The following is a 24832-nucleotide window of genomic DNA, read 5'->3' on the forward strand; positions in this document are numbered from 1 at the left end:
TGCTACGCCGATACTGACGGAGGCGCCACCGAAGTCAGCGGCGACCGGGGCGGTCGCCACGCAGAGCACCACCGGCGAACAACGTGTATGCATTGCCGGTGACTGCCAGGCCCTGCGGCAGATAGGTGTGGCAGAACCTGGACCGCGACCTCCCGCTCCGGGCTCAGCGGCAGGTGGCCGTACGCGTCGATCACTTGCTCCATCATCCGTGGTGCGTTGACTGCCAGCTGGTTGCCGATCTCCCAGTCGGTGAAGCGCGGATCGACCGCGACTTGATAGAACCGGAGCGCGGCCATTAGGTCGGCCGACCGGCGGTGGATATCGGCCTCTGCTGGGTTGGCCGGCCGGCCGTGGGCGCGCCGGAGGTCGGCGAGAGACCGACGGGAGAGGTTGAGTGGCCGGGTCTGTTGGCCAGTCGCATTCATTATCCCTTTGTGGACGAGCATCGCGCCCATACTGAGCATCTCGACGAAGATGAAGAACAGAATCGGAAAAGGTGCCATCAACCCGCCCCAGAGATCCACGAGCGCACGAAGGCCGCGCCCGCTGACATCGAATCAAAGCGGGCCTGTCCGCTACCTCCGCCCTTCGTCCGGAACGCGATACCGATCATCGATCCGTAGGCACGCCTCGGACCATCCCATTCGGCTGACTCCGCTCGCGCACGCCAAACCGATCGTCCATGACCTATCGGCCCGGCTGCTCAAACCAATACCATGCGCTCCCGTCAAGATCGGGAAGGTTGACTTCCACGGCCCGGGTGCCCTCGGTCTGCACCCTGTGCGCGCAGCATCCCTACGCGCAGATCGGGCTCGGTCCTCGGTGAGTACGCCGAGCGGAGATGGTCGAGGCGATGCGGCGCTCACTAACCAGATCCTTGGCTGCTTTCGCGCCAACTCCGCTAGAAGGACGGGAGTCTGGCGCTGGTCGAAAACCGTGTCGAGGTAGGCGCAGAGACCCAGCGAGTATTGTAAATTTGCGGACCGAGATCAATGAGCTCTTGAGTCCACTGGAAGCCACGCGGACTTACCACAATCTGGCCAGATTGGTACGCACTTGTAGGCGCGATCACCGCATCCCGATAGCAGTAACCCCAAAAGCAAGATCAAAGACGGAATTCGCGCCAGAGCCGTGTTTTGGCGTCAGACGTTCGTTAACTTGCTCGGCTAAATGGTATCGGAGATCCGGCGTCGGCTGGCCGCACTCTTCGTCCGCCGCCGCCAGCCTAAACACACCTGGTGGTAGTCCCGCTGGCGACGACGACGTCAACACCAAGTCCGCCTCAGCCACCACAAACGCCGCAGCTGTCCACCCAGGTGAGTGCCGCTGCAGTATTAAGATGGCGGCGAGTGCCTTATGGCTTCCGTGTCAAGTCTCGAAGCGTCCGCAGAACCGTTGCGCCAACGACGGCTCCGGCCGCGATATAGATGGCAGCCGTCAACCTTGAGAATTCAAGAGTTATTCCTTTTTGTGGCGTGCGTTCGACAGGCCAATTCCGAGGCTGCTCGCCATGTGAGCCGGGAAGGTCACTGTGGGTTTGCTGATTATCCTCCGGCTGCGTGCCCGTCGAATCTTCGCCCTCGAGCCTTCCGAGGGCGGCCTGGTACTCGTCGTCGACGATGTAGTAGAAGGTCCGGGCACGGCGTCCACGTTCGACGGCTCGTCGAGGCTCCCGCGCTTCGGCCCAAAATTGGCGGCCTAGCGGACCTCCGAAAATTCCGGCCGCAGTAAAGCGCAGATGAGCTTCACTAAGCGCCCCGATCTCCCACTCCATCTGCCAATGCGAGACAATAAGATTGAGATAAATATGCTGTCTATACCAGTTCATATCGGATGAGCTGGCAATCGGCCCCCAGCACGCGAGGAAAGACGTGTCATCCAACGCCATCTTGAGTAGGTCAGAGTGTAATCCGCGAAGGGCTTGCTCTCGAGCCGCCTTGGATTCTCGCCGTTGTAGATGCAGCGACACGGCGACTCCACCGAGTGCAAGCACAGACAGTACTGCAGAGGCTGCACCGTACGTTTGACCAACGTCGCTTAGTGTGCCCCAATCGACGCCTTCTCCGGAAGGTAGTCGCGATAGGGCGAGCGGCGAGAGTAGTACGGCGCCCAAAGCGCCGAGAATCGCTAGCGCGGTGAGCGCCAGGGTTGCGGTACGCAGCATGGTAGCACGGACCGCGCGCCCGGAAATTTGCACGGATCGAATCACGGTCGTTATCGCTGGTCTACCGGAAGGACTTCCCGCGCAAAAAATTGTTCGAATTCTTCGCTATGTTCGTACATTTCCGCTAGGGCCGCCCGACAGCGTCCGATTAACAATGGATCGTCGAACTTTGCTGCCCCTTTAGCGACGCCGTCGTCGCTGTAGTCGACGATGTACCCCGCCGTGTCGCCAAGAAGCACCAATTCAGGAATCATTCCGTATTGCTGCTCGGCCCGATCGGTAATCGGTGGCGGCGCGATCCTGATCCGTTCGCCGGCTAGTAGCCTCACGCGTAATATGTGTAGCTCCCACCGTAGATAGCTAGACAGAGGTAACTCCACAACCCGGATGCGGTAGAACTGAGTTCCCCGGCGTTCCAGCTGCGAAAAGTATTGCTTCAGCTCGGTCAGCTCTGACGTCGAAGCCTGGAGAGCCTCCTCCCATCGGCCCGCGATATACGCCTCCCAACTCCGGTTCCCAGGCTCCTGGAAGTGCTGGGCGCGTTCGGATTTCCAGATGTCCCCCACGAGGTTGGCTGACACTGTCGTGAAGTCCTCGATGTAGTCATCCAACGGTAGATAGGTCGTCTTCGCGGCGTCAACAAGCGACATGTCGGCAGTCTAGGCGTCTGGCATGTCGGGTTTGGCGGCAACAATCATACTCCTTGGGATGATCACTAGCCGCTCATCCGATCCAATCGCCACGCCCTCGGGCAGGCGGTCGACGTAGTCAGCAGTGTGCTCGCGTCCGATCACGGCTATGTCGCCGTTGTCGAGTTCCCATATATCTGGGCAGGTTGGTCCACTACTGGTCGCGCCGAGCTCCAGTGGCGACTTGCCAAGTCTGCGAGTCAACTCTGCACTCGGGTCAGCTTCCCATGGCCGGGGCATCAGTGCTCCTTAGCGTCATTCACTGACGTTCTACGATGCATACGGACCGTCACCTCAGGCAAGTGTCGCAATTTCAGATACCAGTACGAGGAGCCCCTGTCGTCGTTGTGACAGAGAGGAGGGAGTCCGCGATCGCTAGTACTCCGGCGTGTACGTTGCGCTGGACATTCGGCATAAATGCCGAACGCCTCGTGGGCCACGGCATGCAGTCAGTCGGCATCTTGAAGGCGGCGTCACGGCCTTCCCGCAACGTGATCGGCAGAACCCGGGTGTCCTCGTCGACCAGCAACGTGCCATAAACGCGGCCGGAAAGCGCGAAGTCATCCACCCCGAGCACCCGAGGAGCACTGATCGTCGGCAGCGGGACGCGCATCAGGTGTGCTCGGACGTCGGTTCGTGGGTGCGCACTTAACGCACTGGTCCGAAAATACGCGTCGGCCGGGCGCTGGTGGCGGGTGCCGGCCGCGTGTTGATGCGCGCGGATCACGCTGGAATTGATGCCCAGCGTCCACTGCGGATCACCCATTTCGGTGTCCAGGCGCAGCCGCTCGGCGATGCGTTGCCAGGTGCCGTCCAGCGCCCACCGTCGTTTACGCAGGTAGACGGTCTTCCAGCTCCCGAAGCGGGCGGGCAGGTCCCGCCACGGAATCCCGGTCCGTTCCCGAAAACAGGATCCCGGAAATGACCGTACGGTGGTCGATCCACCGGCTGCCACGCGGCGGATCCGCGGGTAGCCGAGGCTTGAGAAGTTCCCACTCGGCGTCAGTCAGTTCAAATCGGGCACTCACCGCGTGGTGATCAACAACCGCGACGATCTGGATCATCCCTCAAGATCCACAAGATGCGGCTTAGTCCGCGTCCAGCGTGTTGCTGTGCTTCTCGAAGCCGATGTACAGGCGGGCCGCGGCGTTCGAGCCGAGATCGCCCAGCGTCTCCAGCTCACGCAGCCGGAGCAGGGCCGGGTGCTGCGCGTACGCCTCGGCCCCCGCCGCCAGCCGCCGCAGCGCGTCCACGTCCGCGTCGGCCCGGATGCGCTTGGCCTCCGCGTCCGCCTCGGCCGCCAGTCGGGTCTTCTCCACCCGGGCCTGGGCCGCCACCCGCTCGGCGTCCGCCTTCGACGTGGCCTCCAGCGCCTCCCGCTCCGCCCGCGTCCGCGCCTCGACCATCTGCGCCTCCGCGATGCGCTGCGCCATCAGCACCCGGTTCATGACCTCCTGAAGGTTGCCCGGGAACACCAGGTCCTTCACGTCCGCCCGGATGATCGCCACGCCGTACCCCGCGGCCACCCCCTCGACGTCGCGCAGGATGTCCTCGCTGAGCTGGTTGCGGTTGGTCAGGATGGCCTCGAGCGTCATCGACGCCAGCGAGCGCCGCGCCGCGAGCTGCACGTCGCTGTAGAGCCGGTCGCTGTAGTCCGCCACCCGCTCCACCGCCGCCACCGGGTCGGTGACCCGGAAGTGCGTGATGATGTTGACGCGAACCGCGACCTTGTCGGCGGTCAGGATCTCCTGGCCCTTGATGTTCAGTTCACGCTCGCGCACGTCGATCAGGTTGATTTCGACGCTCGGCACGCGCCGGCCCGGGAACCGGCGCCGCACAAGCTCGTAGCGGCCCGGCTCCAGCACCGTCTCGAGACGGCCGTCGACGTAACGCAGGCCGCGAAATCCACTGTGGACGATGACCTCGGACATTTTCCCCCCCCGTAAACGAAAAGGTGGCCCCGGAGCGGTTCCGATTTGAAAGACCGGTGGCTTGGAGGGCAGCGAATCAGCGTGGTTTGAGCGCCAATGCATCCGCTGTGGAAGCGCCTGTTTCTGAAGCCGCCGGGGCCGAGATCAGAATCGCAAAACGCCGGCCCGCCCACAACGCAATAACGCCACGCGGTCGGTCAGACCGATCGAACCCGCCCAGAACGGGCCGGACGGAAGCTCAAGTGCGCTCGCTCGCGGCCGATTACAGCCTTCGTCCCGCCAACCGGGACGCAGGCGGGCGACAGGAGCCGACATGCGCGTGGTGCCACCGCACAGCAAAGCGTGGCTATGGCTGCTGCTCGCCGGTGGCGTCGCCGCGACCTGCTACATCACGCTGCCCCTGAACCAGGTCACCAGCTGGATCTTCCCGGCCGTCAACACCTCCGGAGCCGTCGCCGCCATCGTCGGGGTGCGCCGGGGCCGGCCGCGCAACCGATCGTCCTGGGTCATGCTGGCCACCGCGCTGGCCCTTTCCGCCGCCGGCGACATCATTTTCGCCGGCTACGACCTTTTTCACGCCGAGGCTCCGTTCCCCGGGGTCGCCGACGTCCTCTACATCGCCGCGCACCTGCTGGCGGCCGCCGCCGTGGTGCGGCTCAGTCACCGGGCCGGCCGCGACAGCGTCCTCGAGGCCGGCGTCCTGACGATCCCACTGGCCCTGCTGTACTGGATCCACATCATCAGCCCCACCCTCGACGCCGGCGGCACCGAACTGGCCGTCCTGGTCGCGGTCGGCACCCCGATCAGCACGCTCATCGTGCTGTTCGGGGCCCTGCGCGCCGGGCTGAGCATGGAGATGCGCAAGATGCCGGCGCGACTCCTGGTGGCCGGCATGGTCGCCTGGTTCGTCCCGGACGCGTACTACGCCACCGCCAGCCTCAACGGCACCTACGCGGCCGGCGGCTGGATGGACATCGGCTGGATGCTGATGCCGCTGCTGCTCGCCGCCGCGGCCCTGCATCCCCAGATGGGACAACTCAACGTCCCCCGGTACGTCTCGACGAACATCCTCAGCGTGCGCCGGTACCTCGTCGTGGTGTCCGGCGTCCTCGCGTTGGAGGCGTTCGCCTTCGCCACCTCCACCGGCCGGGACCGGCTGGTCGAGCTCGCCGTGATGCTCTCCGGGGTGCTGGCCGCCGCCCGGATCTGCCGTCCGCTGCGCGACATGGGCCGGCGCGCCACCCGGGACGCGCTGACCGGCCTGCCCAACCGCACCGAGCTGGTGCGCCGGCTGACCTTCGCGCTGGCCGAGCTCCCGTCCGACGGCAGCAGCCGGGTGGCCCTGCTGTTCTGCGACCTGGACCGGTTCAAGGACGTCAACGACAGCCTCGGGCACGCGGCCGGCGACCGGCTGCTGATCACGATCGCCGAGCGGATCGTCGGCACCGTCCGCGGCGTCGGCGAGCAGGACGGCGACGTCGTCGCGCGGCTGGGCGGCGACGAGTTCGTGATCCTGATGCCCGGCGCCACCGACGAGGACACCGACCGCGTCGCCGAGCGCCTGGTCGCCTCGGTCACCGAGCCGATCGTCCTGGACGGCATCGAGTTGTACCCGTCCGTCTCGGTCGGCGTGCGCACCACCGACGACTACCGGGCCGACCCGTACGAGCTGCTGCGTGACGCGGACACCGCGATGTACCAGGCCAAGAACGGTGGCCGGGGCCGTGCCGAACGGTTCGACCACCGGCACGCCGAGGAGGCCGGGGCCCGCCTGCGGCTGGAGACCGAGCTGCGGCAGGCGCTGCTCAACGACGAGCTGACCTGCGTCTTCCACCCAGAGCTGGACGTCACGACCGGCGAGCTGTACGCGCTGGAGGCCCTGGTCCGCTGGCGGCACCCGACCCGCGGGCCGCTGTCGCCGGACGAGTTCGTGCCGCTCGCCGAGACGCACGGCATCATCGGCCCGATCTTCGACCTGGTGCTGGAGCAGTCGCTCACGGCGCAGGACGGCTGGCTGGCCGAGTTCGGCTGGCGGCCCCCGGTCGCGGTGAACGTCTCGCCCCGGCAGCTCGGCAACTCCCGGCTGGTGCCCAGCGTGCTGGCCGCGCTGGCCGCGCACGGCACCCCGCCGGCCGCGCTGATCCTGGAGATCACCGAGACCGCGCTGGTCGACGACGTCGCGATGACCGGCATCCTCGCGGAGCTGCGCCGGCACGGGATCGCGGTGGCGGTCGACGACTTCGGCACCGGCTACTCCTCGGTGTCCCGGCTGGCCGACCGCCACTGGGACGCCCTCAAGATCGACCGGAGCTTCGTGCAGGGCATCACCGCCAGCCCGGCGCGGGCCGGTGTCGTAAACGCCATGATCGCCCTCGCGCATGCCCTGGAGCTGCGGGCCATCGCCGAGGGTGTCGAGGACGAGGCGACCCTGGCGATGCTGCGCGAACTCGGCTGCGACACCGCGCAGGGTTATCTGTTCACCCGCCCGACCGATGCCGCCAGCATCAGCCGGATGATCGCCGAGTCCCCGCACTGGCACGCGACGATGACCGTAGCCAAGGCGTGAAGGACGCGTACAAGCTTCGTATCGAACACCGCCGAACCGGCCGGCCAGGGTGCACAGTAGTCGTGATCGACGACGGAGCGTAGCGCCGGCCTGGTTCGGCGCCGGATGTGGTTGCGCATCGCGCTCACCGTCGAACAGCGAGACGCGCGCCGAGCACACGCGACGTCTCCGGCGGGGCGCCGGCCGCGTGACACGACCGGCGCCTCCCGCGCCGCCCTTCCCTTGTGGACGCGAGATAGATTCTGGTCTGTGACTGAAGAGCCGCGCGTGGTCGTCGGCCGCTACCGGCTTCTGCGCCCGCTCGGCCAGGGCGGCATGGGCGCGGTCTGGGCGGCACACGACGAGCTGCTGGGACGCGACGTCGCCGTCAAGGAGATCTGGGTGCACGGCCCGGCCGCCGCGCCGGTCGACGAGAAACTGGCCCGGCGCGCGCTCCGCGAGGCACAGGCCGCGGCCCGGCTGCGGCATCCCGGCATCGTCACGATCCACGACGTGGTCACCGAGGACGGCCGGCCCTGGATCGTGATGGAACTCGTGCCGGGACGCACCCTGGCCGCGGAGATCGCCGAACACGGGCTGCTGACCGAGCAGCGTACCGGGGAAATCGGTCTCAAGGTCTTGGACGCGTTGCGGGCCGCGCACGCCGAGGGCATCGCGCACCGCGACGTCAAGCCCGCGAACATCCTGCTCGACGGCGATCGGGTGGTGCTGACCGACTTCGGCATCGCGGCGATCGACGACGCCACCGCGTTGACCGCGACCGGGCATCTGATCGGCTCCCCGGCGTACATGGCTCCGGAACGGATCAACGGCAAGCCCGCCACCGCCGCCTCCGACCTGTGGTCACTCGGCGTCACCCTGTACGCCACGGTGACCGGCCGCTCGCCGTTCCAGCGCGACGACACGCAGGCCACCGTCGCCGCGGTGCTCGGGAGCAAACCCCTTCCTCCCCCGTACGCCGGGAGGTTGTGGCCGGTCATCAAGGGCTTGCTGGACAAGGACCCGGAGAGCCGCCTCACCGCCGTCGAGTCGCGCCCGTTGCTGGAAACCGTCGCGTCGCTCGCCGAGACGAAGCCGCGCCGGCCACGGCGGTGGCCGGGGGCGCGACGCAAGAGCGACACGGTCGTCGCGCCGGCGCCCACGCTGGCCGCGACCACCGCGAATGAGGGTGCGCAGCGGACCGTCCCGATCGCCGCCGGGACCGCCGAGATCCCGCGGCCGCGCGGGCGGCGCCGCCGGAGGGTCGCGGTCGCGATCGTGGGCGCCGTGGCCGTGGCCGGGGTGGCCGCGGGCACACTCTGGGTCGCCCGCGCCGATTCCGGCCGGAAAGCACCGGCCCGGACGCGCGCGATGGTCGAGCCGCTTCGCTCGGCGGGATCGGCGAGCACGGCAGCCAAGACGAGCCCGTCGAGCGGGAAACCCTCGGTGACCCCGTTGCTGGATCCCTGCCTCGTCGGCACGTGGCGGATGACCTCGATGCAGATCAAGACGTCCGATGACAAATCCCGCTACTCGGGCGCGGCCGGCGCCACCCTGTCGATCCGGCCGGACGGCCGGACGTCCGACGACTTCACCAAGTCCGCGCTGCTGAGCGCCGCCGGCCTGTCCGACAAATGGCGGCTGCGCGGCAAGGAGACCACGCGCGTCGAGACGCGGGGCGGGCGCATCTTCGTCAGCGAGGTCTCCGGCGGCCACCGATGGGAGGTGGTCCGCAACGGCCGGACGGTATCGACGCAGAAGGCTCTCACCTCGGTGGGTGATTTCCCGTACATCTGCACGGAGGCCCGCTGGACCCAGTACGGCGGGTCGACCGACTCGACCGACACCTGGGCACGGGTCAGTCACCAGCCGTGAGCGTGCGAGGGCTCACAGGGTTTTGCCGCCGGAATGCCCCTACCGTGAGATCTCATGAGTGACAGCAGCAAGGTCGTGCGCCCCGAGGACGCGATTCCGGACTCCGCCAGCACCTACGTCGCGAACGGCGGGGTACAGGTTCGTAAGGGCACAGTTGCCGCGTTCATCGAGAACGCGCGGACCCTGTCCACATTGAACCCGGGCAGCGCGGACTACGAAGCCGTCGCCGGGCAACTGCGGGAACTGGCACCTGGAATGGCCGCGGCCGGCGTTTTCGACGTCTTCGAGGTGCGTTCCGTGGCGATCCGCGAGATCATCGCCGGCGCCTACTGAGTCAGCGCGGTTGCCGTTCCAGCAGCGCTTCCAGGTGCTCGGCGGGCATCGGCTTGCCCAGCAGGTCGCCCTGGCCGAGCCGGCATCCGGCCGCCTGCACGACCTCCAGATCCTCGCTCTGCTGCAGCCCGTGCGCGATCACCTCCATGCCGAGCCGGCGGCCGAGCGCCACGGTCACGTCCATCACCGCGCCGATCTGCGGCAGCGTGCCGGCCGGCTGGCCGAACACGTCCCGGTCGACCTTGAGCAGGTCGATCGGCAGGATGCGTAGCCGGCTCAGCGACGTCGGGCCGGCCCCGAAGTTGTCCACCGCCGTCCGGACGCCCTGCGCGCGCAACCGGCCGAGCTGCGCGGCCAGGTCTTCGACCGCCGGCTGCTGGTCGATCAGGTCGCGCTCGGACACCTCGACGACCAGGGCCGACGGCGGGATCTGATGCGTTTCCAGGGCGGTCTGCATGGCGGCCTGAAACGCCGGATCGACCAGCTCGCGGGGACGGACGTTGATCGCGACCCAGAGATCCTCGTGCTGGCGCCGCCAGTCCGCCAGCAACCGGCACGAACGATGCAGCGTCCACTGGCCGATCTCGGCGAGCAGTCCCAGATCCTCGGCCGGCGCGAGCAGCTCGTCGGCGCTCACCACGCCCTGGGTGGGATGCCGCCAGGTCAGCAGCGACTCGACGCCGACCGGCCGGCCGCCCGGCAGCTCGACCACGAGCTGGAAGTTCAGCTCCAGGGCGCCGCGTTGCACGGCGCCGGGCAGGTCTCGCTCCAGAGTGGAACGGCGGCGGAGCTTGATCTCCATCTGCTCGTCGTACCATTCGACGGCGCCGGGCGGCCCGGACCGCACCGACCGCATCGCCAGCCCGGCCCGGCGGATGACCTCGTCGATGTCCACCTGCGCGGTCAGGTCGGCGAGCCCGGCCCAGGCGGACAGGTGGGCCGCGGTGCCGGCCGCCGAATAGGGCGTGGTCAGCGCGGTGAGGAGCTGGCTCGCGAGCAGGTGCGCGCGGACCGCGCCGCTGCGGGTCAGCACCGCGAACCGGGTCTCGCTCAGCCGGGCCGGCACGTCGCCGCCGGCCATCCGGGTGCGTAGCCGGCGCGCGGCCTCCGCCACGACCACCTCGGCGAGGTCCGGACCGTGCACGTCACCGATCGCGGCGAGCCCGCCCAGCTCGATCACGATCATCGCGCCGGTGTCCGGGGTGAGCTCGCCGGCCCGGCGCAGCCCCTCGCGGTTCGCCAGGCCGGTCTGCTGATCGAGGTGGCTCGCGTCGCGGAGCGCCTGTTCCAGGCTGCGCAGGTCGCTCACGTCCCGGACGTGCACGACCAGCGTGCGGCCGGGTTCCGCCGGGTCGCCGCCGCTGGTGGTCCATTCGGTGTCACGCCAGCGGCCGAAGCCGTCGCGGAGGCGTACCGGGAAGGGGGTGGGGTCGTGGTGGACCATCCGCTCGGTGAGGTGGGCGTGCAGGGCGTCCGCCTGGCCGGGATGCACGAGGGCCGACGCGGTTCGCCCGAGAACGTCCTGATCGGACAGTCCGAACTGCCGCGCGGCGGCCGGTGACTGCCAGCGCACCGCCAGGTCGGCGTCCAGGATCATCGCCACGTCCGCCGAGCCGAACACCAGGCTGCGCAACCGGTTGCCCTGGTCGGTGAGGTGGTCGGCGTGCCGGCGCAACACGATCGCGGACACCCACTCCCGGGTCGCCACCGCCGTGATCGCGACGGTCCCCAGGATGATCGCCACCGGGTCCAGACGGCCGCCGGTGATGAGGTGGTACACGGTGGCCAGCGCGGATCCCAGGATCGGCAACGCCAGCAACGGGAAACCGGCGGACGGTTCGCTGCCGGCCGGCGGAATCGGGCGGGCGTCCGGCCGGATCCGCACCGATCCATACCACATGAGCGCGGCGGCCACGTTCACCGCGAGGCCGCCGGCCAGCGCCGCGATCGCCGCGTTCGGCTCGCCCTGATAATCCATTCCGATGACCAGCGCGGTGAGCCCGACCAGCGACAACGCCGCGCCCGGCCCGCACCACTGAAGCGCCGCCCGGTGCCGGATCGCGTGCACGCCACTGACCGCGACGACCGCGGCGGCGGTGGCGCCCAGGATCAGCGCGGTCATGGTCGCCCCGCGCTGCTCGTCGCCGTGCGTCAGCACCAGCCACGGCGTGAAGATCAGGCACGCGGTCAGCCCGAGCATGTCCAGCGCCGCGCGTAACCGGGCGAGCAGGTCACGCCGCTGATGCGGGCGCAGCGTCGCGGGGAGATAGGCGCCGGCCACGAAGAACAGCGTGACCAGCGGGATCTCCGCGGGCAGCGGCACACCGCCGGCGACCAGCACGTCGGGTGCGATCAGGACGGCGAGCGCGGCCGCCGCCCCGGCGAGCGCGGTGAGCAGGATGCCGGCCGCCAGCGACAGCGCACGCGGGTGCGGGCCGGCCGCGCGCCGGGTCCGTACGGCCCGGATCATCACCACGGCGAACGCGCCCGAGCAGGCGATCAGCAGGCCGGCGACGGCGCGGGCCGGTAGCAGGATCGCCGCCACGACGAGCGTGCTCACGGCGACGAACGCGAGCAGCGCGGATCGCCGTCGGAAGCCTGCCATCGATCTCACTCGAACCACCGGGGGGAGGGGTAATTCTGATGCACCGTATCGTCCAACGAGTGATTTGGCGCCACGGTCACGGCGACGCATGCTTTTTGCGTTGCCCGCCCGAACTTGGGCGAATAGCCGGTGGCCGGCGCGTCGTTGCGACAGCGATCGACGGTCGCACGCCGGAACAACCCCGCCCGCCACACGTAGAGGCTGATATGCCCGACACTCCTCGCCACCTCGCCGACGCGTACGTCGCCGACCTCGCCGAACTCGACCCGGCCACCGCCGTCGAGCTCGGCATCAACCCGGACGACGACCACCTGCCCGACCTGTCGCCGGCCGGTCTGGAAGCCGCGGCCGAGCTTGCCCGCCGCACGCTGGCCCGGCTCGACGCCGCCCCGGCCGGCGATCCCGACGAGGCGCGCTGCGCCCGCCTGCTACGCGAACGCCTGGATGCGCAGCTGGCGATCCATGACGCGGGGGAGGACCTGCGGGCGCTGCGGAACCTCATGTCGCCGATCCACCGCATGCGCGAGATCTTCGTGCAGATGCCGACCGAGACCGACGACCAGTGGGCGGTGCTCGCCCGCCGGATGCGCCGCGTCCCGGAGACGGTCGACGGCTTCCGCACCACCCTGGAACTTGGCGCGCGCAAGGGTCTCCTGTCCGCCCCACGCCAGGTCTCCACCATGATCGACCAGCTCAACACGTGGGTGAACACCGCCTGGTTCGCCGACGTCGTCGCGCCGGGCCCGCAGGCGCTGCGCGCCGAGCTCGACAATGCGGCGTTCCAGGCCACCGCCTCGCTGTCCCGGCTGCGCGGCTGGCTCGCCGAGGAGTATGCCCCCGCGGCGGCGGGCACCCCGGACGCGGTCGGCCGGGAACGCTACCGGCTCTGGTCGCGGTACTGGAACGGCGCCGATTTCGACCTGGACGAGGCGTACGCGTGGGCCTGGGATGAATTTCGCAAGCTCGACGCCGAGATGCGCGTGGAGGCCGAGAAGGTGCTGCCCGGCGCCACGCCGGTCGCGGCCGCGGAATACCTGAAGACCGAGGGCCCGGCGATCGAGGGCGTCGAGGCGATGCGGGAGTTCCTGCAGGACCTGATGGACCGCACGATCGGCGACCTGCAGGGCACGCACTTCGACCTGGCCGAGCCGGTCGCCCGGGTGCAGGCGATGATCGCACCGGCCGGCAGTGCCCCGGCGCCCTACTACACGGTGCCGTCGCTGGACTTCTCCCGCCCGGGCCGGACGTGGCTGCCGGTCGGCGACGAGACGCGGTTCCCGCTGTGGTTCCTCACCTCCGGGTGGTATCACGAGGGCGTTCCCGGGCATCACCTGCAGCTCGCGCAGTGGCGTTACGTCGCGGACCGGCTGTCCACCTATCAGGTGTCGCTGGGCGAGGTGTCGGCGAACGTCGAGGGCTGGGCGCTCTACGCCGAGCTGCTGATGGACGAACTGGGCTACCACACCACGCCGGCCACCCGTCTGGGTTACCTGTCCTCGCAGATGCTGCGCCTGATCCGGGTGATCATCGACATCGGCATGCACCTGCGGTTCGACTTCCCGGCGGACTCGCCGTTCCGGCCCGGGTCGCCGGTCACCCCGGAGGCGGCCCGCGAGTTCCTCGGCCGCTACAGCGGGCTGGACGACGAGTTCCTCGACGGCGAACTGATCCGCTACCTGGGCATGCCCGGCCAGGCCATCGGCTACAAGCTGGGCGAGCGCACCTGGCTGCGGGGCCGGGACGCGGCCCGCGCGGCGCGTGGCGAGGCGTTCGACCTCAAGGCCTGGCACATGGCGGCGTTGTCGCTGGGCTCGCAGGGTCTGGACGACCTGTACGAGACGCTGGCCGTCCTATAGGCCGGGAATGTGACGTGCGCTGTAGCGTGTAGCCCGTGAACTCCCGGCCCACCATCGCGATCCAAGGTCAGGCGGCGTCTTTCCATGACGTCGCCGCCCGCCAATACTTCGGCGACGACATCGACACCATCTTTTGTGACCTGCCGTTCCGCCTGGTGTTCGACGCGCTGGAAGAGGGGCGCGCCGATTACGCCGTCTGCGCCATCGAGAATTCGCTGCACGGGACCATCAACGACGTCTACGACCTGCTGCAGGTGCGGCCGTCGCTGATTCGCGGCGAGGTGATCCTGCGCATCGAGCAATGCCTGATCGGGATGCCGGGCGCCACCCTGGCCGATGTCACCGAGGTCTACTCGCATCCGGTGGCGCTCTCGCAATGCGAGGATTTCCTCGACTCCGCGCTTCCGGATGCCGCTCGTTTCGAACACCCGGACACGGCCGGGAGCGTCGCCGACGTCAAAGCGTCCGGCGACATCCACCGGGCCGCGATCGCCTCGGCCGCGGCCGCGGAGATGCACGGCATGCAGATCCTGCGGCGCGGCATCGAGACGAATCACCACAATTTCACCCGGTTCGTGGTGCTGACCCGCGACCTGACCGAGCAGCGTGACGGCGACAAGACCTCGATCGTCATCGAGGCGCCCAACCAGCCCGGCTCGCTGCACGGCGCGCTCGGCGCGTTCGCGGCGCAGGGGCTGAACCTGTCCTTGCTCACCTCGCGGCCCATCGTCGGCAAACCACAGTCGTACATGTTCTATCTGGATTTCGGCGGCGGCATAGGCGAGGACCGCACCCGGCAGGCGCTCAGTGACCTGGAGGACATGGGCTGCACGGTGACCGTTCTGGGCAGTTATGTCGCCGCCACCATGCCGGAACTTTAGGGGGTTCGCCGCCCGGGCCGGGACGGTCTATGATCAATCGGCATTGTTCCGTCCGAAGAGGATGACGCGCGTGTCGAACGACGAGCAGCAATTCCCGCAACTGGACACTTCGGTCCCGCACACCGCGCGGATCTGGAACTACCTGCTCGGCGGCAAGGACAACTTCGCCGTGGACCGGGCGGTCGGCGAACAGATTCTCGTCGGTCAGCCGGAACTGGCCGAGAACGCCCGGCTCAGCCGCGCGTATCTGACCCGCGCGGTGCGCTACCTGGCCGGCGAGGCCGGTGTGCGGCAGTTCCTCGACATCGGGACGGGCCTGCCCACCGCCAACAACACCCACGAGGTCGCGCAGTCGGTCGCGCCGGAGAGCCGGATCGTCTACGTCGACAACGACCCGCTGGTGCTCACCCACGCCCGGGCGCTGCTGACCAGCAAGCCCGAGGGCATCACCAGCTACGTCGACGCCGACATGCACGACATCGACCTGGTGCTCAGCGAGGCCGCGCTCACGCTGGACTTCTCCGAGCCGGTCGCGGTTCTGTTCATGGGCGTGCTCGGGCACGTCGAGGACGACGCCGTCGCCCAGGCCATGGTGCGCAAGGCGCTGGACGCGGTGCCCTCCGGCAGCTACCTCGCCATCTACGACAGCGCGCCGATCACGCCCGAAGTGGTCGAGGCGGCGCGCATCTGGAACGAGTCCGCCGCCCTGCCGTATTACCTGCGCGACACCGATCGCCTCGCCGCGTTCTTCGAGGGTCTCGAGATCGTCGAGCCCGGTCTGGTGCCGGTCACCCGGTGGCGGCCGGAGGACGAGGCGCGCGAGGTCGAGCAGTACGGCGCGGTCGGCCGCAAGCCGTAGTCATTTTCGCAGGTGGCCGACCAGGGCCTGCACCGCGTCCCGGCCGGCCCGGTTCGACCCCACCGTGGACTGCGACGGGCCGAAGCCGATCAGGTGCACCCGCGGATCGTCGGCCACCTGAGTCCCGATCAACCGGATGCCGCCCCGCTCGTTCCGCAGCCCCAACGGGTCCAGATGGGCGAGTGCTGCTTTGAAACCGGTGGCCCAGACGATGGCGTCCACCGACGTGAAAGACCCATCCCATTCCCGTACGCCGTGAGCTTCGATCGCGGTGAACATCGGGCGCCGTTCGAGGGCCCCACGCGCCTTCGCCGCCAGCGCGTACGGTGTCCAGGCCAGGTCGGTGTAGGAGACGACGCTCCCGGTGGGCCGGCCGTTCTCGACGTCGGCGATCACCTTGGCGATGATCTCGCGACCGGTCACCTCGGGCTCGAACTGGCCGTCCCGGAAGACCGGCGGACGACGGGTGTACCAGGCGGTCCTCGCCACCCGGGAGATCTCCTCGAGCAGCTGTATCGCGGAGATCCCGCCGCCGACCACCGCGACGCGCAGCCCGGCGAGTTCCTTGGCCGACACGTAGTCGTGGGTGTGCAGCTGGAGGCCGGTGAAGGTCTCCTGGCCCGGGTAGTGCGGGCGCACCGGGTTGGTCCAGGTGCCGGTGGCGTTGATGATCGCCTCGGTGACCCATTGTTGCCGGTTCGTCTCGACGATCAGTTTGTCGTCCGGGCCCGGTCGGACCGCGCTGACCTGGATCGGCCGTACGATCGGCAGCTCCGTCCGGCGCTCGAAGTTCGCGAAGTAGCGGGGCACCGCGGTGCGGCTCGGCTCCTCCGGGTCCAGCGGCGGCTTGGGAAAGCCCGGGAGATCGAAGATCCCGTTGACGGTCGCCATCCGCAGCGACTCCCAGCGCTCGAGCCAGGCGCCGCCCGGGGCGGGAGCGGCGTCGAGCACCACGAACGTGCGGTCGCCGGCCGGTTCGTCCAGCGCGCTGCCGAACCCGCGCCGTTTCAGGTGGTAGCCGGCCGAGAGACCGGACTGCCCGCCACCGATGACCACCACCGTCGCCGCATCACTCACGGGCATCCCAACCCGCGGGGTGATCGTTTTATGCCCTTTAGGCCGGCCGGCAGGTCGGGATGCGGCAGATGACCGTGGTGCCGCCGCCCACCGGGCTGTGCACGTCGAAGCGGCCGCCCAGGGCCTCGATCCGGTCCTTGAGCCCGAGCAGCCCGGTGCCGCGTTCCGGGTCGGCGCCGCCGGTGCCGTCGTCGTGCACCCGCAGCGTCAGCACACAGTCCGTCACCTCGGCGTCGACGTCGACCGTGGAGGCGTCGGCGTGCTTCACGGCGTTCGTCAGCATCTCCGAGACCACGTAGTAGGCGCCGACCTCGACTGCGGTGGTGAGCCGCTCGTCGAAGTGCACCTCGACGTTCATCGGCACCGGGGCGCGGCGGGCGAGGGCGCGCAGCGCGGGCCGCAGGCCGGAGTCGGACAGCACGGCCGGGTGGATGCCCCGGGACAGCTCCCGTAACTCGTCGATGACCGTCATCAGGCCGGTGGCGACGTCGGCCAGCTCTTCGCCGTCCTGGCCCTCGGCGCCGGCCTTGCCCTCGATCGCCAGGTCCGAGGCCGCCGTGCGCAGGCGCAGCGCCAGGGTGACCAGGCTCTGCTGGACACCGTCGTGCAGGTCGCGCTCGATGCGCCGGCGGGTCTCGTCGGAGGCGGCCACGATCCGGGCGCGGGAGTTGGTCAGCTCGGCCCGGCTTTGCGCGTCCGCGACCGCGGTGGCCACCAGGTCGGTGAACTCGGTCAGCCGGGCCTCCAGGTCGGGGGCCAGCCGGTCGTGGCTGGTGCCGACCGCGATGAGCCCCCACAGCCGGCCGTTGACGTGGACCGGCACGCCGACCGCCGAGACCAGCCCTTCCCGCGCGAACGCGCTGCCGCCGGGAAGCGTGCGGTAGTCGTCGACGCGAGCCGGCCGCCCGGTCCGGCGGACGGTCTCGAACAGGCCCGAATGCGGCCGGATCTCCCAGCGCCCGCCGACCACGACGTGCGGCCCGGAGCTGCCCTCGTTCGCCAGTAAAGTGGCGGTGCCATCCAGTTCGTAGCGTAACAGCCGAGCGGTGCCGCCCTCGTCGCCGAACTGGCGCAGCACCTCCTTGGTGACCGCGGCGAACACGCGTTCCGGCTGCTCGCCCTGCGCGATGAGCAGCGCCAGCCGGCGTAACGACGCCTGCGTGTCGGCCAGCTCGCGAAGCTGCTCGTCGGCCTCGGTGTTGGCGATCGCGATCGCGGCCAGCTCGATGAAGTCGGCGATGCGCGACTCGGCGCCGGGCTGGAAGTCGCCGTTGGTGCCGACCACGACCACGCCCCACAGCCGCGAGCCCACCATCACCGGCGTCGAGATGCCCTTGTTCAGGCCCAGGTCGGCCGCGACCGCGCCGAACGGCCCGATCTGCAGACCGGCGCCCGATAACGAGGCGGCCCGGCCGGTGTCGACGGCGGTCCGCATCATCATGCCCTCTTCGAGCGCGACCCTGGTCCCGACCGGGGTGGCGGCGGTCAACCGCCCGTACGAGCCGACGATGGTGATCCGCGGCTCCTCGCCCTTCGCCGGGTCGGAGTCGTCGAGCCGCGCCACGAAGCTGGAGTCGGCGCCGAGCAGGCGGGCGAGCTCGTCGGCGACCGCCTGGAACACCTCGGACGGCCGGGCACCGGCGGCGACCAGGGTGGCGACCCGCCGCAGCGCGGCCTGCTCATCGGCCAGATTGCCCCGGGCCCGCTCCGACTCGACGGCGTTGCGGGCGATCGTCGTGGTCACCGCCCCGACGATCACCGCCATCGCGATCAGCAGCCCGAGCACCGAGAAGGCACCCGCGTCGAGCGTGCGCAGCGGCGGCAGAAAGAACCAGTCGTACGCCTCGGTGGCCACCACGCCGACGGGCAGCGCATACATGATCCCGGCCGTCCGCGCGATCGCCAGCACGACGGCCAGCAGCGCCAGCCCGAGGACCAGCCCCGGCACGTGACTGTGCCGGGCCGCCGCGCAGACGACACCCGCCACCGCGAACGCTGCCACGGCGGCGAGGATCGACAACGCCACCTCGGCCGATAACGGGAGGCGGCGGGTTCTTAATTGCACGTCTCCGAGGCTGCCACCGTCGCGGGGCGTGACGAAATACCCGGCGCCCCCGACCGGCCCAGCGTGACGCACATCACCACGCGGTTCCGCTCACACCTCGAAGGCGTACGCCCACAGCCGAACGCCGGGCACGGGCTCCCAGTCACGGTCGGTCACCCGCTTGAACCCCATCCGGTCGTACAGCCGCTGTGCCTCCAGCATGTCCTCCTGGGTCAGCAGCACCACCCGCTCGAGGCCGAGCTCGGCACCCCGGTCCAGGCAGGCCTGCACGAGGGCCTGACCCACGCCCTGCCCGCGCGCCGCCGGGTCGACCGCCAGCAGCCGGAATTCGCCTTCACCCGGCCGGGCGACATTGGCGTGCTTGTTGCCGCTCAACACGAACGAGACGCCGCCGAGGACCTTCCCGTCGCCGGGCTCGACCGCCACGAACGTCGTTTCGGCCTCCGCCACCCGGGCGGTCACATCACGCATTTCCCGTACGGCCTTGCGGGCCTCTTCGATCGGCGGATACACCACGGCGTAGACCTCGGCGGTGACGTGCCCGAGCCCTCCGTAGTCCCGTACCTGAACCGGCCGTATCTCGAATGCCATCTGAAGCCCTGCCCCCGAAGTAGCTTGCGTCAATCAGCCTGGCCGATCCTGCCACCGTTTACCCGCGGGCCCCGGGTGAGGAAGCCCACCGCGGGCTTTCGGCCGCTTCCGGTGCCGGGGACCGCATCGACCGCAGCGCCCACAGGCTTACCGGCACGCCCGCGACCACCAGAACCGTGGCGACGATCATGGCGGTCTGGTAGCCGTGCAGATAGCGATGCAGTTCGCTGCCGGTGGCGCCGTTCGACCGGCTGGTCAGAATCGCCCCGAGAATCGTGATGCCCAGCAGCCCGAACACCTCGCGCGACACATTGAGCATGCCCGAGGCGATTCCGGCGCGGTTAGCCGGCAGCGCCCCGACGATCACGTTGTTCAGCGGGATCACCATGCCACCGCCGACGCCGAGCAGCAGGATCCACGGCAGCAGGTCCACATAGGTCGTGCCCTCGCCGTACGTCGCGATCGCGGCCTCGGCGATTCCCATCAGAAGCAGCGCGAGCGCCACCGTGGGGCCGGCCCCGAACCGCGCCTCCAGCCGCGGGGCGAGAATCGCGGTCACCGCCATCAGCAGCGCCATCGGCACGAACGAGGCGCCCGCCTTGGTCGGCGAGAAGCCCAGCACGTTCTGCAGGTAGATGGCCGTGTAGAAGTAGATGCCGAAGACGCTGAACGCCCACAGCCCCATCGCGACCAGGCCGCCGGTGAACACCCGCAGGCGGAAGAAACCGAGCTCGATCATCGGGTTCTTCGAGCGCTTCTCGATGACGAGGAAGGCGATGGCGGCCACCAGCGCGAACCCGAACGCGCCGAGAATCCCGGCCGACGTCCAGCCCCGGGACTCGCCCTCGATGAGACCCCACGTCACCGCGAACAGGCCGAGTGACGACGCCGCGATGCCGGGCACGTCCAGGCCGCGCGACCGTTGCCGCTCCACCGCGGGCACGGTGACCGCGGCCAGGAGGCCGGTGACGACACCGACCGGCGCGTTGATCAGGAAGATCCAGCCCCACGAGGCGTGCTCGCTCAACCAGCCGCCGGTGAGCGGACCCACGGCCAGCGCGAGCGCGCTCACGCCACCCCAGATGCCGATCGCCGCGCCGCGTTCGCGCGGGTCCGGGAACAGCGCCGGGAGCAACGCCAGCGAGGCCGGCGTGAGCAGCGCGGCGCCCAGGCCCTGCACGGCTCGCGCACCGATCAGCATCTCCTGGTTCTGCGCCAGGCCGGCGACCACCGAGGCGACGGTGAACACCGCCAGTCCGCCGTAGAACGTGCCGCGCATCCCCAGCACGTCGCCGATCCGGCCGCCGGCCAGCAACAGACCGGCCAGCACCAGGATGTACGCGCTCGCGATCCATTCGAGCCCCTCGATGCTCAGATGCAGATCGCGCTGGATCGACGGCAACGCGACGTTCACCACGTTGTTGTCGAGATACGTCATGAAGGTGGCGAGTGACACCGCGACCAGCGCCCACCACCGGCGGTTGTGTTGCATGAGGCCCCCCATGTTTCGTCGGCGAAGTCCGATGGGGACGGTAGAAGTCACCGAGCGCACCGCCAACGTCACCGCGGCGGGGCCGTCAATTAAGCGACAAACAGGCGGACCTGTCCAGCAGACACTTCACAAAATGCGGCCGTCCGATGTATCCGGACGGTTCCCCCCGAATTTACCGGGCGAGTTCCCGGATGAAATGAATCATCCGACTTTAGGGCGTGCCCCTTTTCGGTAAACATTTTCTCGCCGGCGCAACAGTTGCGGCCGCGCTATTCATCGCTCCGGTCGTTCCGGCCCAGGCCGCTGGGACGGCCGGTGACGGCCAAGCGCACGCCGGTTTCGGACGACCCGGCAACAACACCGGCCTGGTGCCGACGCCGACCGTCTCGACACCGGCCGGATTCAGCGTCGACGGTGTCGACGTGTCGCACTTCCAAGGCACGATCAACTGGCCCCAGGTCGCGGCGTCCGGTGAGAAATTCGCCATCCTCAAGGCAACCGACAACACCGCTACCGTCGACCCGACCTTCAGCACCAACTACCTGGCGGCGAAAAGCGCCGGCCTGTACGTCGGCGCGTACCATTTCGCCCTGCCCGACAAAAGCACCGGCACCGTCCAGGCCGACTTCTTCCTCGACCACGCGCAATACGTCCACGACGGCCGCACGCTGCCGCCGATGCTGGACATCGAATGGCCGTACGCGGGATCGGGCAGCCCGTCACCCTGCTACGGGTTGACGCCGGCCCAGATGGTGACCTGGATCCAGGCCTTCGTCGCGGAGGTGCAACGGCGCACCGGCACCAAACCGATGATCTACACGAACCCGAACTGGTGGAACCCCTGCACCGGCAACAGCAAGGCGTTCGCCTCGCTGCCACTGGACCATGCCGCGTACGCCAGCACGCCGGGAACCGTCTCGGCCGGCTGGGCCACCTTCACCGTCTGGCAGTACACCAGCAGCGGCACCGTCGCGGGCATCACCGGCAACGTGGACCGCAACGTGTTCAACGGCTCGGTCGCCGGACTGGCCACCCTGGCGGGTAAGCCGATTGCCCGCACCGCCAACGATTTCGACGCCGACCGGCGCAGCGAGTTCACGCTTTACCGCCCGCCGAACGGTTTCTGGAACCTCCTCAACGCCGCCACCGGCACCCAGATCCGCGGCAGTTACGTCTACGGCGGCGAACCGGGCGACGTGCCGCTCACCGGGGACTTCGACGGTGACGGGCATGCCGACATCGCGCTCTACAATCACGGCCAATGGAACATCCGCAGCCAATACCGCGGCGTCGACCTGGCCACCGATTACCCGTACGGGGGAAATGCCAGCGATATTCCGCTCGTCGGCGATTTCGACGGTGACGGGATCGACGACATCGCGCTCTACCGTCAATCCGCGGGCCAGTGGTGGGTCAAGAGCCTCAGCCGCAACCTTCAGCTGTACGGCGGTACGGTGCTCGGCGGCGCCACGGACCTGCCGGTGGTCGGCGATTTCGACGGCGACGGTTACGCCGACGCCGCGGTGTACGGCGGCGGGCTGTGGAACATCAAGAGCCTGCATCGCGGGGTCACGTTGGTCAGCGGCTACGCCTACGGCGGCAACCCCACCGACATCCCGCTGGCGGGCGACTTCGACGGGGACGGCAAGGATGACATCGTGCTCTACCGCAAGGGCCTGGGCCAGTGGTGGATAAAGAGCACCAGCCGCAACGCGCAGCTGTACGCCGCCTACGCGTACGGTGGGGACGCTTCCGACGTGCCGGCCACCGGCGACTACGACGGTGACGGGTTCGCCGACATCGTGGTCTACCGCACCGCCAAGGGCCAGTGGAACGTCAAGAGCCCGCACCGCGGGGTGCAGCTCTACGGCAGCTACCAGTACGGCGGCGCCCTCGACGTGCTGCCCACCAGTTGACCGACCAGGGTTTCTCCCTGGGTCGTGCCCCGCCAATCCTTGGCAGGCTGGTGGACGGCATCTTCGCGTCGATTCTCCCGAAGGGCAGTGCGTGCCATGACCTCGCTCGAGCAGCAGATCCGGCCGTTCACCGTGCGTTTCCGTGACGAGGCGCTCGACGATCTGCGTCGCCGGCTGGCGACGACCCGCTGGCCGTCGCAGGAACTCGTCGGTGACCGCTCGCAGGGGGTGCAGCTGGCCACCATGGCGGCGCTGCATCAGTACTGGGAGAAGGAGTACGACCTGCGGCGGGTCGAGTCCCGGCTGAACGCGCTGCCGCAGTTCACCACCGAGATCGACGGCGTGACCATCCACTTCCTGCACGTCCGGTCCGAGAATCCGGACGCGCTGCCGCTGATCATGACGCATGGGTGGCCGGGTTCGGTCGTCGAGATGCTCGACTCGGTCGGGCCGCTGACCGATCCGAGCACCCCTGCGGACGCGTTCCACCTGGTGCTGCCGTCGCTGCCCGGGTACGGCTTCTCGGGTGAGCCGGTCCAGACCGGGTGGGACCTCGCGCGTACGGCTCGTGCGTGGGCCGAGCTGATGCGGCGGCTGGGTTACGACCGGTACGTGGCGCAGGGCGGTGACGTTGGCGCCGGCGTCACCGACGCGATGGGCCGGATCGGCCCGGACGGGTTGATCGGCATCCACACCAACCTGCTCGTGCCGGCGCTCAACGATCCGTCCGTGCTGCCGGACGCCACCGAGGAGGAGCGGGCCGCGCTCGCCGCGATCAAGCTGTTCCAGACCAGCGGAAACGGCTATTTCGTGGAGATGGCCTCGCGGCCGCAGACGATCGGGTACGCGCTGCTGGACTCGCCGGCCGCGCTGGCCGCCTGGATGATCGACCACGACACCGACGCCTACTACAAGATCGGGCACGCGTTCGTGGACGGGCAGTCCTCGGGCAACCTCACCCCGGACCACATTCTCGACAACATCACGGCGTACTGGCTGACCGGCACGGGTGCGTCGGCGGCGCGGTCCTATTGGGAGGCGTACGGGCCGGACGCACCCACCGCGGGCAGTGCGCCGTTGCCGGCACCGCGGGTGCCGGTCGGCTTCAGCACGTTCCCGGGCGAGATCTGGCGGACACCGCGTAGCTGGGCCGAGAAGTCCTATCCCACGCTCAACTATTTCGGCGAGGCGGCGCGGGGTGGGCACTTCGCGGCGTGGGAGGAGCCGGAGCTGTTCGCGGCGGAGCTGCAGGCCGCGTTCCGCCCGCTTCGATAGCTTCAGGAGTATGAGGGTTGGCCGAGCGCGGCGAGGCGTCGGTCCACCCGATTGACGGCGGCGCGCAGCACCGGCTCGCGGCGGGCGTGGGCGATGGCGTTGGCCGAGTCCGGGCCGTGCCGGCGGAGCATGTCGGCGAGGCGTTCGGCGAAGGTCACGCTGTCGCCGTCGGGTCCGACGGTCTGGTCGGCGTAGGTGAGAGCGTCGCCCACCGCGAGGGCCGGCGGCGGGAATCCGGCGACTGCGCCGACCAGGCCGCGGACGGCGGCGACCTCGGCGGCGCCCGAGTGGTGGGCGACCAGGGCGGCGACGGCCATCGGCCACTGGCGGGCGTGCAGGTAAAGGGCGCCGTCAAGGGGATGGAATCCGGTGGTCTGCAGTGCCGGTGCGTAGCCGATGTCGTGCAGCCAGGCCGCCGCCACTTCTCCTTGGCGACCCAGCCGAGGCGACCAGCAGATCAGTGATGATGACCGACGAGCGCAAGCGCTACATTGCTGAACGCTGGTCTTATTGGCGCGAAATCGAGACGTCACTGAAAGGTCAGTCGCGGAATACGCAAGCGCATCAGCTGGGTTACGAGTAGGATTGTTTCAATCTCAACCATAAACGCTCAAACGCGAGGTAGCACTACCTATTCGCCCGCTTTACTGGCAGCGCACGACTGTCGGCCAGTGCCGT

The 24832-nt window shown here is 69.0% G+C and carries 19 protein-coding genes; 8 read left to right on the forward strand and 11 right to left on the reverse strand.

Going from position 1 to position 24832, the window contains the following annotated elements:
• Positions 1 to 2: 2 nt before the first annotated feature.
• The 5 genes from HH310_RS28615 to HH310_RS28640 form a co-directional block, all read right to left on the reverse strand.
• Complete coding sequence (locus HH310_RS28615) at positions 3 to 524, reverse strand: hypothetical protein (protein WP_169178787.1); 522 nt, start codon at positions 522 to 524, stop codon at positions 3 to 5.
• Between the two features lie 830 nt (positions 525 to 1354).
• Positions 1355 to 2164 carry a DUF6082 family protein gene (locus HH310_RS28620; protein WP_248294513.1) on the reverse strand — a complete coding sequence of 270 codons (810 nt, stop codon included), beginning with the start codon at positions 2162 to 2164 and terminating at the stop codon, positions 1355 to 1357.
• A gap of 50 nt (positions 2165 to 2214) precedes the next feature.
• Positions 2215 to 2814, reverse strand: coding sequence for a DUF6879 family protein (locus HH310_RS28625; protein WP_169178789.1), 600 nt, complete (start codon positions 2812 to 2814; stop codon positions 2215 to 2217).
• 352 nt (positions 2815 to 3166) lie between these two features.
• Entirely contained in the window at positions 3167 to 3808 is a 642-nt protein-coding gene (locus tag HH310_RS28635; protein ID WP_169178791.1) for a transposase, read from the reverse strand.
• A gap of 133 nt (positions 3809 to 3941) precedes the next feature.
• Positions 3942 to 4784 carry a slipin family protein gene (locus tag HH310_RS28640; protein WP_169178792.1) on the reverse strand — a complete coding sequence of 281 codons (843 nt, stop codon included), beginning with the start codon at positions 4782 to 4784 and terminating at the stop codon, positions 3942 to 3944.
• A 313-nt stretch (positions 4785 to 5097) separates the two neighbouring features.
• Between HH310_RS28640 and HH310_RS28645 the strand changes: the two genes are divergently transcribed.
• The 3 genes from HH310_RS28645 (at position 5098) to HH310_RS28655 (ending at position 9537) form a co-directional block, all read left to right on the forward strand.
• Positions 5098 to 7350 (forward strand): bifunctional diguanylate cyclase/phosphodiesterase, encoded by a 2253-nt coding sequence (locus HH310_RS28645; protein ID WP_169178793.1) that lies wholly within the window; start codon positions 5098 to 5100, stop codon positions 7348 to 7350.
• A 249-nt stretch (positions 7351 to 7599) separates the two neighbouring features.
• Entirely contained in the window at positions 7600 to 9204 is a 1605-nt protein-coding gene (locus HH310_RS28650; RefSeq protein WP_169178794.1) for a serine/threonine-protein kinase, read from the forward strand.
• 54 nt (positions 9205 to 9258) lie between these two features.
• On the forward strand, positions 9259 to 9537 hold the full coding sequence (locus HH310_RS28655) for a hypothetical protein (protein WP_169178795.1): 279 nt from the start codon (positions 9259 to 9261) through the stop codon (positions 9535 to 9537).
• Between the two features lies 1 nt (position 9538).
• Here the strand turns inward: HH310_RS28655 and HH310_RS28660 are convergent, their stop codons facing one another.
• Positions 9539 to 12142, reverse strand: a complete 2604-nt coding sequence (locus HH310_RS28660; protein WP_169178796.1) for a bifunctional diguanylate cyclase/phosphodiesterase — start codon at positions 12140 to 12142, stop codon at positions 9539 to 9541.
• Positions 12143 to 12348: 206 nt separating this feature from the next.
• On the opposite strand from HH310_RS28660, the gene HH310_RS28665 reads away from it, so the two are divergent.
• From HH310_RS28665 to HH310_RS28675, 3 genes are all read left to right on the forward strand, one after another.
• Positions 12349 to 13998, forward strand: coding sequence for a DUF885 domain-containing protein (locus HH310_RS28665; protein ID WP_169178797.1), 1650 nt, complete (start codon positions 12349 to 12351; stop codon positions 13996 to 13998).
• A 35-nt stretch (positions 13999 to 14033) separates the two neighbouring features.
• Complete coding sequence (locus HH310_RS45515; protein WP_169178798.1) at positions 14034 to 14879, forward strand: prephenate dehydratase domain-containing protein; 846 nt, start codon at positions 14034 to 14036, stop codon at positions 14877 to 14879.
• 61 nt (positions 14880 to 14940) lie between these two features.
• Entirely contained in the window at positions 14941 to 15738 is a 798-nt protein-coding gene (locus tag HH310_RS28675) for an SAM-dependent methyltransferase (RefSeq protein WP_169178799.1), read from the forward strand.
• Here the strand turns inward: HH310_RS28675 and HH310_RS28680 are convergent, their stop codons facing one another.
• The 4 genes from HH310_RS28680 to HH310_RS28695 all read right to left on the reverse strand — a co-directional run bounded on the left by HH310_RS28680 (position 15739) and on the right by HH310_RS28695 (position 20963).
• Positions 15739 to 16815 carry an NAD(P)-binding domain-containing protein gene (locus HH310_RS28680; RefSeq protein ID WP_312034384.1) on the reverse strand — a complete coding sequence of 359 codons (1077 nt, stop codon included), beginning with the start codon at positions 16813 to 16815 and terminating at the stop codon, positions 15739 to 15741.
• A gap of 37 nt (positions 16816 to 16852) precedes the next feature.
• Entirely contained in the window at positions 16853 to 18880 is a 2028-nt protein-coding gene (locus tag HH310_RS28685; protein WP_169178801.1) for a GAF domain-containing protein, read from the reverse strand.
• A gap of 90 nt (positions 18881 to 18970) precedes the next feature.
• Positions 18971 to 19471, reverse strand: coding sequence for a GNAT family N-acetyltransferase (locus HH310_RS28690; RefSeq protein ID WP_169178802.1), 501 nt, complete (start codon positions 19469 to 19471; stop codon positions 18971 to 18973).
• Positions 19472 to 19529: 58 nt separating this feature from the next.
• Positions 19530 to 20963 carry an MFS transporter gene (locus tag HH310_RS28695; protein WP_169178803.1) on the reverse strand — a complete coding sequence of 478 codons (1434 nt, stop codon included), beginning with the start codon at positions 20961 to 20963 and terminating at the stop codon, positions 19530 to 19532.
• A 218-nt stretch (positions 20964 to 21181) separates the two neighbouring features.
• Here HH310_RS28695 and HH310_RS28700 point away from each other — a divergent pair, with 218 nt between their 5' ends.
• Together HH310_RS28700 and HH310_RS28705 are read left to right on the forward strand one after the other, a co-directional pair.
• A complete protein-coding gene (locus tag HH310_RS28700; RefSeq protein WP_169178804.1) occupies positions 21182 to 22879 on the forward strand; it encodes a GH25 family lysozyme in 1698 nt (565 codons plus the stop codon).
• A gap of 96 nt (positions 22880 to 22975) precedes the next feature.
• Positions 22976 to 24154, forward strand: a complete 1179-nt coding sequence (locus HH310_RS28705; RefSeq protein ID WP_169178805.1) for an epoxide hydrolase family protein — start codon at positions 22976 to 22978, stop codon at positions 24152 to 24154.
• A gap of 2 nt (positions 24155 to 24156) precedes the next feature.
• On the opposite strand, the gene HH310_RS28710 is transcribed toward HH310_RS28705, so the two are convergent.
• Positions 24157 to 24576 (reverse strand): hypothetical protein, encoded by a 420-nt coding sequence (locus HH310_RS28710; protein WP_169178806.1) that lies wholly within the window; start codon positions 24574 to 24576, stop codon positions 24157 to 24159.
• Positions 24577 to 24832: the final 256 nt, after the last annotated feature.

Source organism: Actinoplanes sp. TBRC 11911, from assembly GCF_012933445.1.
Taxonomy (GTDB): domain Bacteria; phylum Actinomycetota; class Actinomycetes; order Mycobacteriales; family Micromonosporaceae; genus Actinoplanes.

Excerpts from the sequence above, each read along its gene's own strand:
- HH310_RS28620 (WP_248294513.1), bottom strand. The coding sequence starts at position 2,164 with ATGCTGCGTACCGCAACCCTGGCGCTCACCGCGCTAGCGATTCTCGGC.
- HH310_RS28625 (WP_169178789.1), bottom strand. The coding sequence starts at position 2,814 with ATGTCGCTTGTTGACGCCGCGAAGACGACCTATCTACCGTTGGATGAC.
- HH310_RS28640 (WP_169178792.1), bottom strand. The coding sequence starts at position 4,784 with ATGTCCGAGGTCATCGTCCACAGTGGATTTCGCGGCCTGCGTTACGTC.
- HH310_RS28645 (WP_169178793.1), top strand. The coding sequence starts at position 5,098 with ATGCGCGTGGTGCCACCGCACAGCAAAGCGTGGCTATGGCTGCTGCTC.
- HH310_RS28655 (WP_169178795.1), top strand. The coding sequence starts at position 9,259 with ATGAGTGACAGCAGCAAGGTCGTGCGCCCCGAGGACGCGATTCCGGAC.
- HH310_RS28660 (WP_169178796.1), bottom strand. The coding sequence starts at position 12,142 with ATGGCAGGCTTCCGACGGCGATCCGCGCTGCTCGCGTTCGTCGCCGTG.
- HH310_RS28665 (WP_169178797.1), top strand. The coding sequence starts at position 12,349 with ATGCCCGACACTCCTCGCCACCTCGCCGACGCGTACGTCGCCGACCTC.
- HH310_RS28675 (WP_169178799.1), top strand. The coding sequence starts at position 14,941 with ATGACGCGCGTGTCGAACGACGAGCAGCAATTCCCGCAACTGGACACT.
- HH310_RS28690 (WP_169178802.1), bottom strand. The coding sequence starts at position 19,471 with ATGGCATTCGAGATACGGCCGGTTCAGGTACGGGACTACGGAGGGCTC.
- HH310_RS28695 (WP_169178803.1), bottom strand. The coding sequence starts at position 20,963 with ATGCAACACAACCGCCGGTGGTGGGCGCTGGTCGCGGTGTCACTCGCC.
- HH310_RS28705 (WP_169178805.1), top strand. The coding sequence starts at position 22,976 with ATGACCTCGCTCGAGCAGCAGATCCGGCCGTTCACCGTGCGTTTCCGT.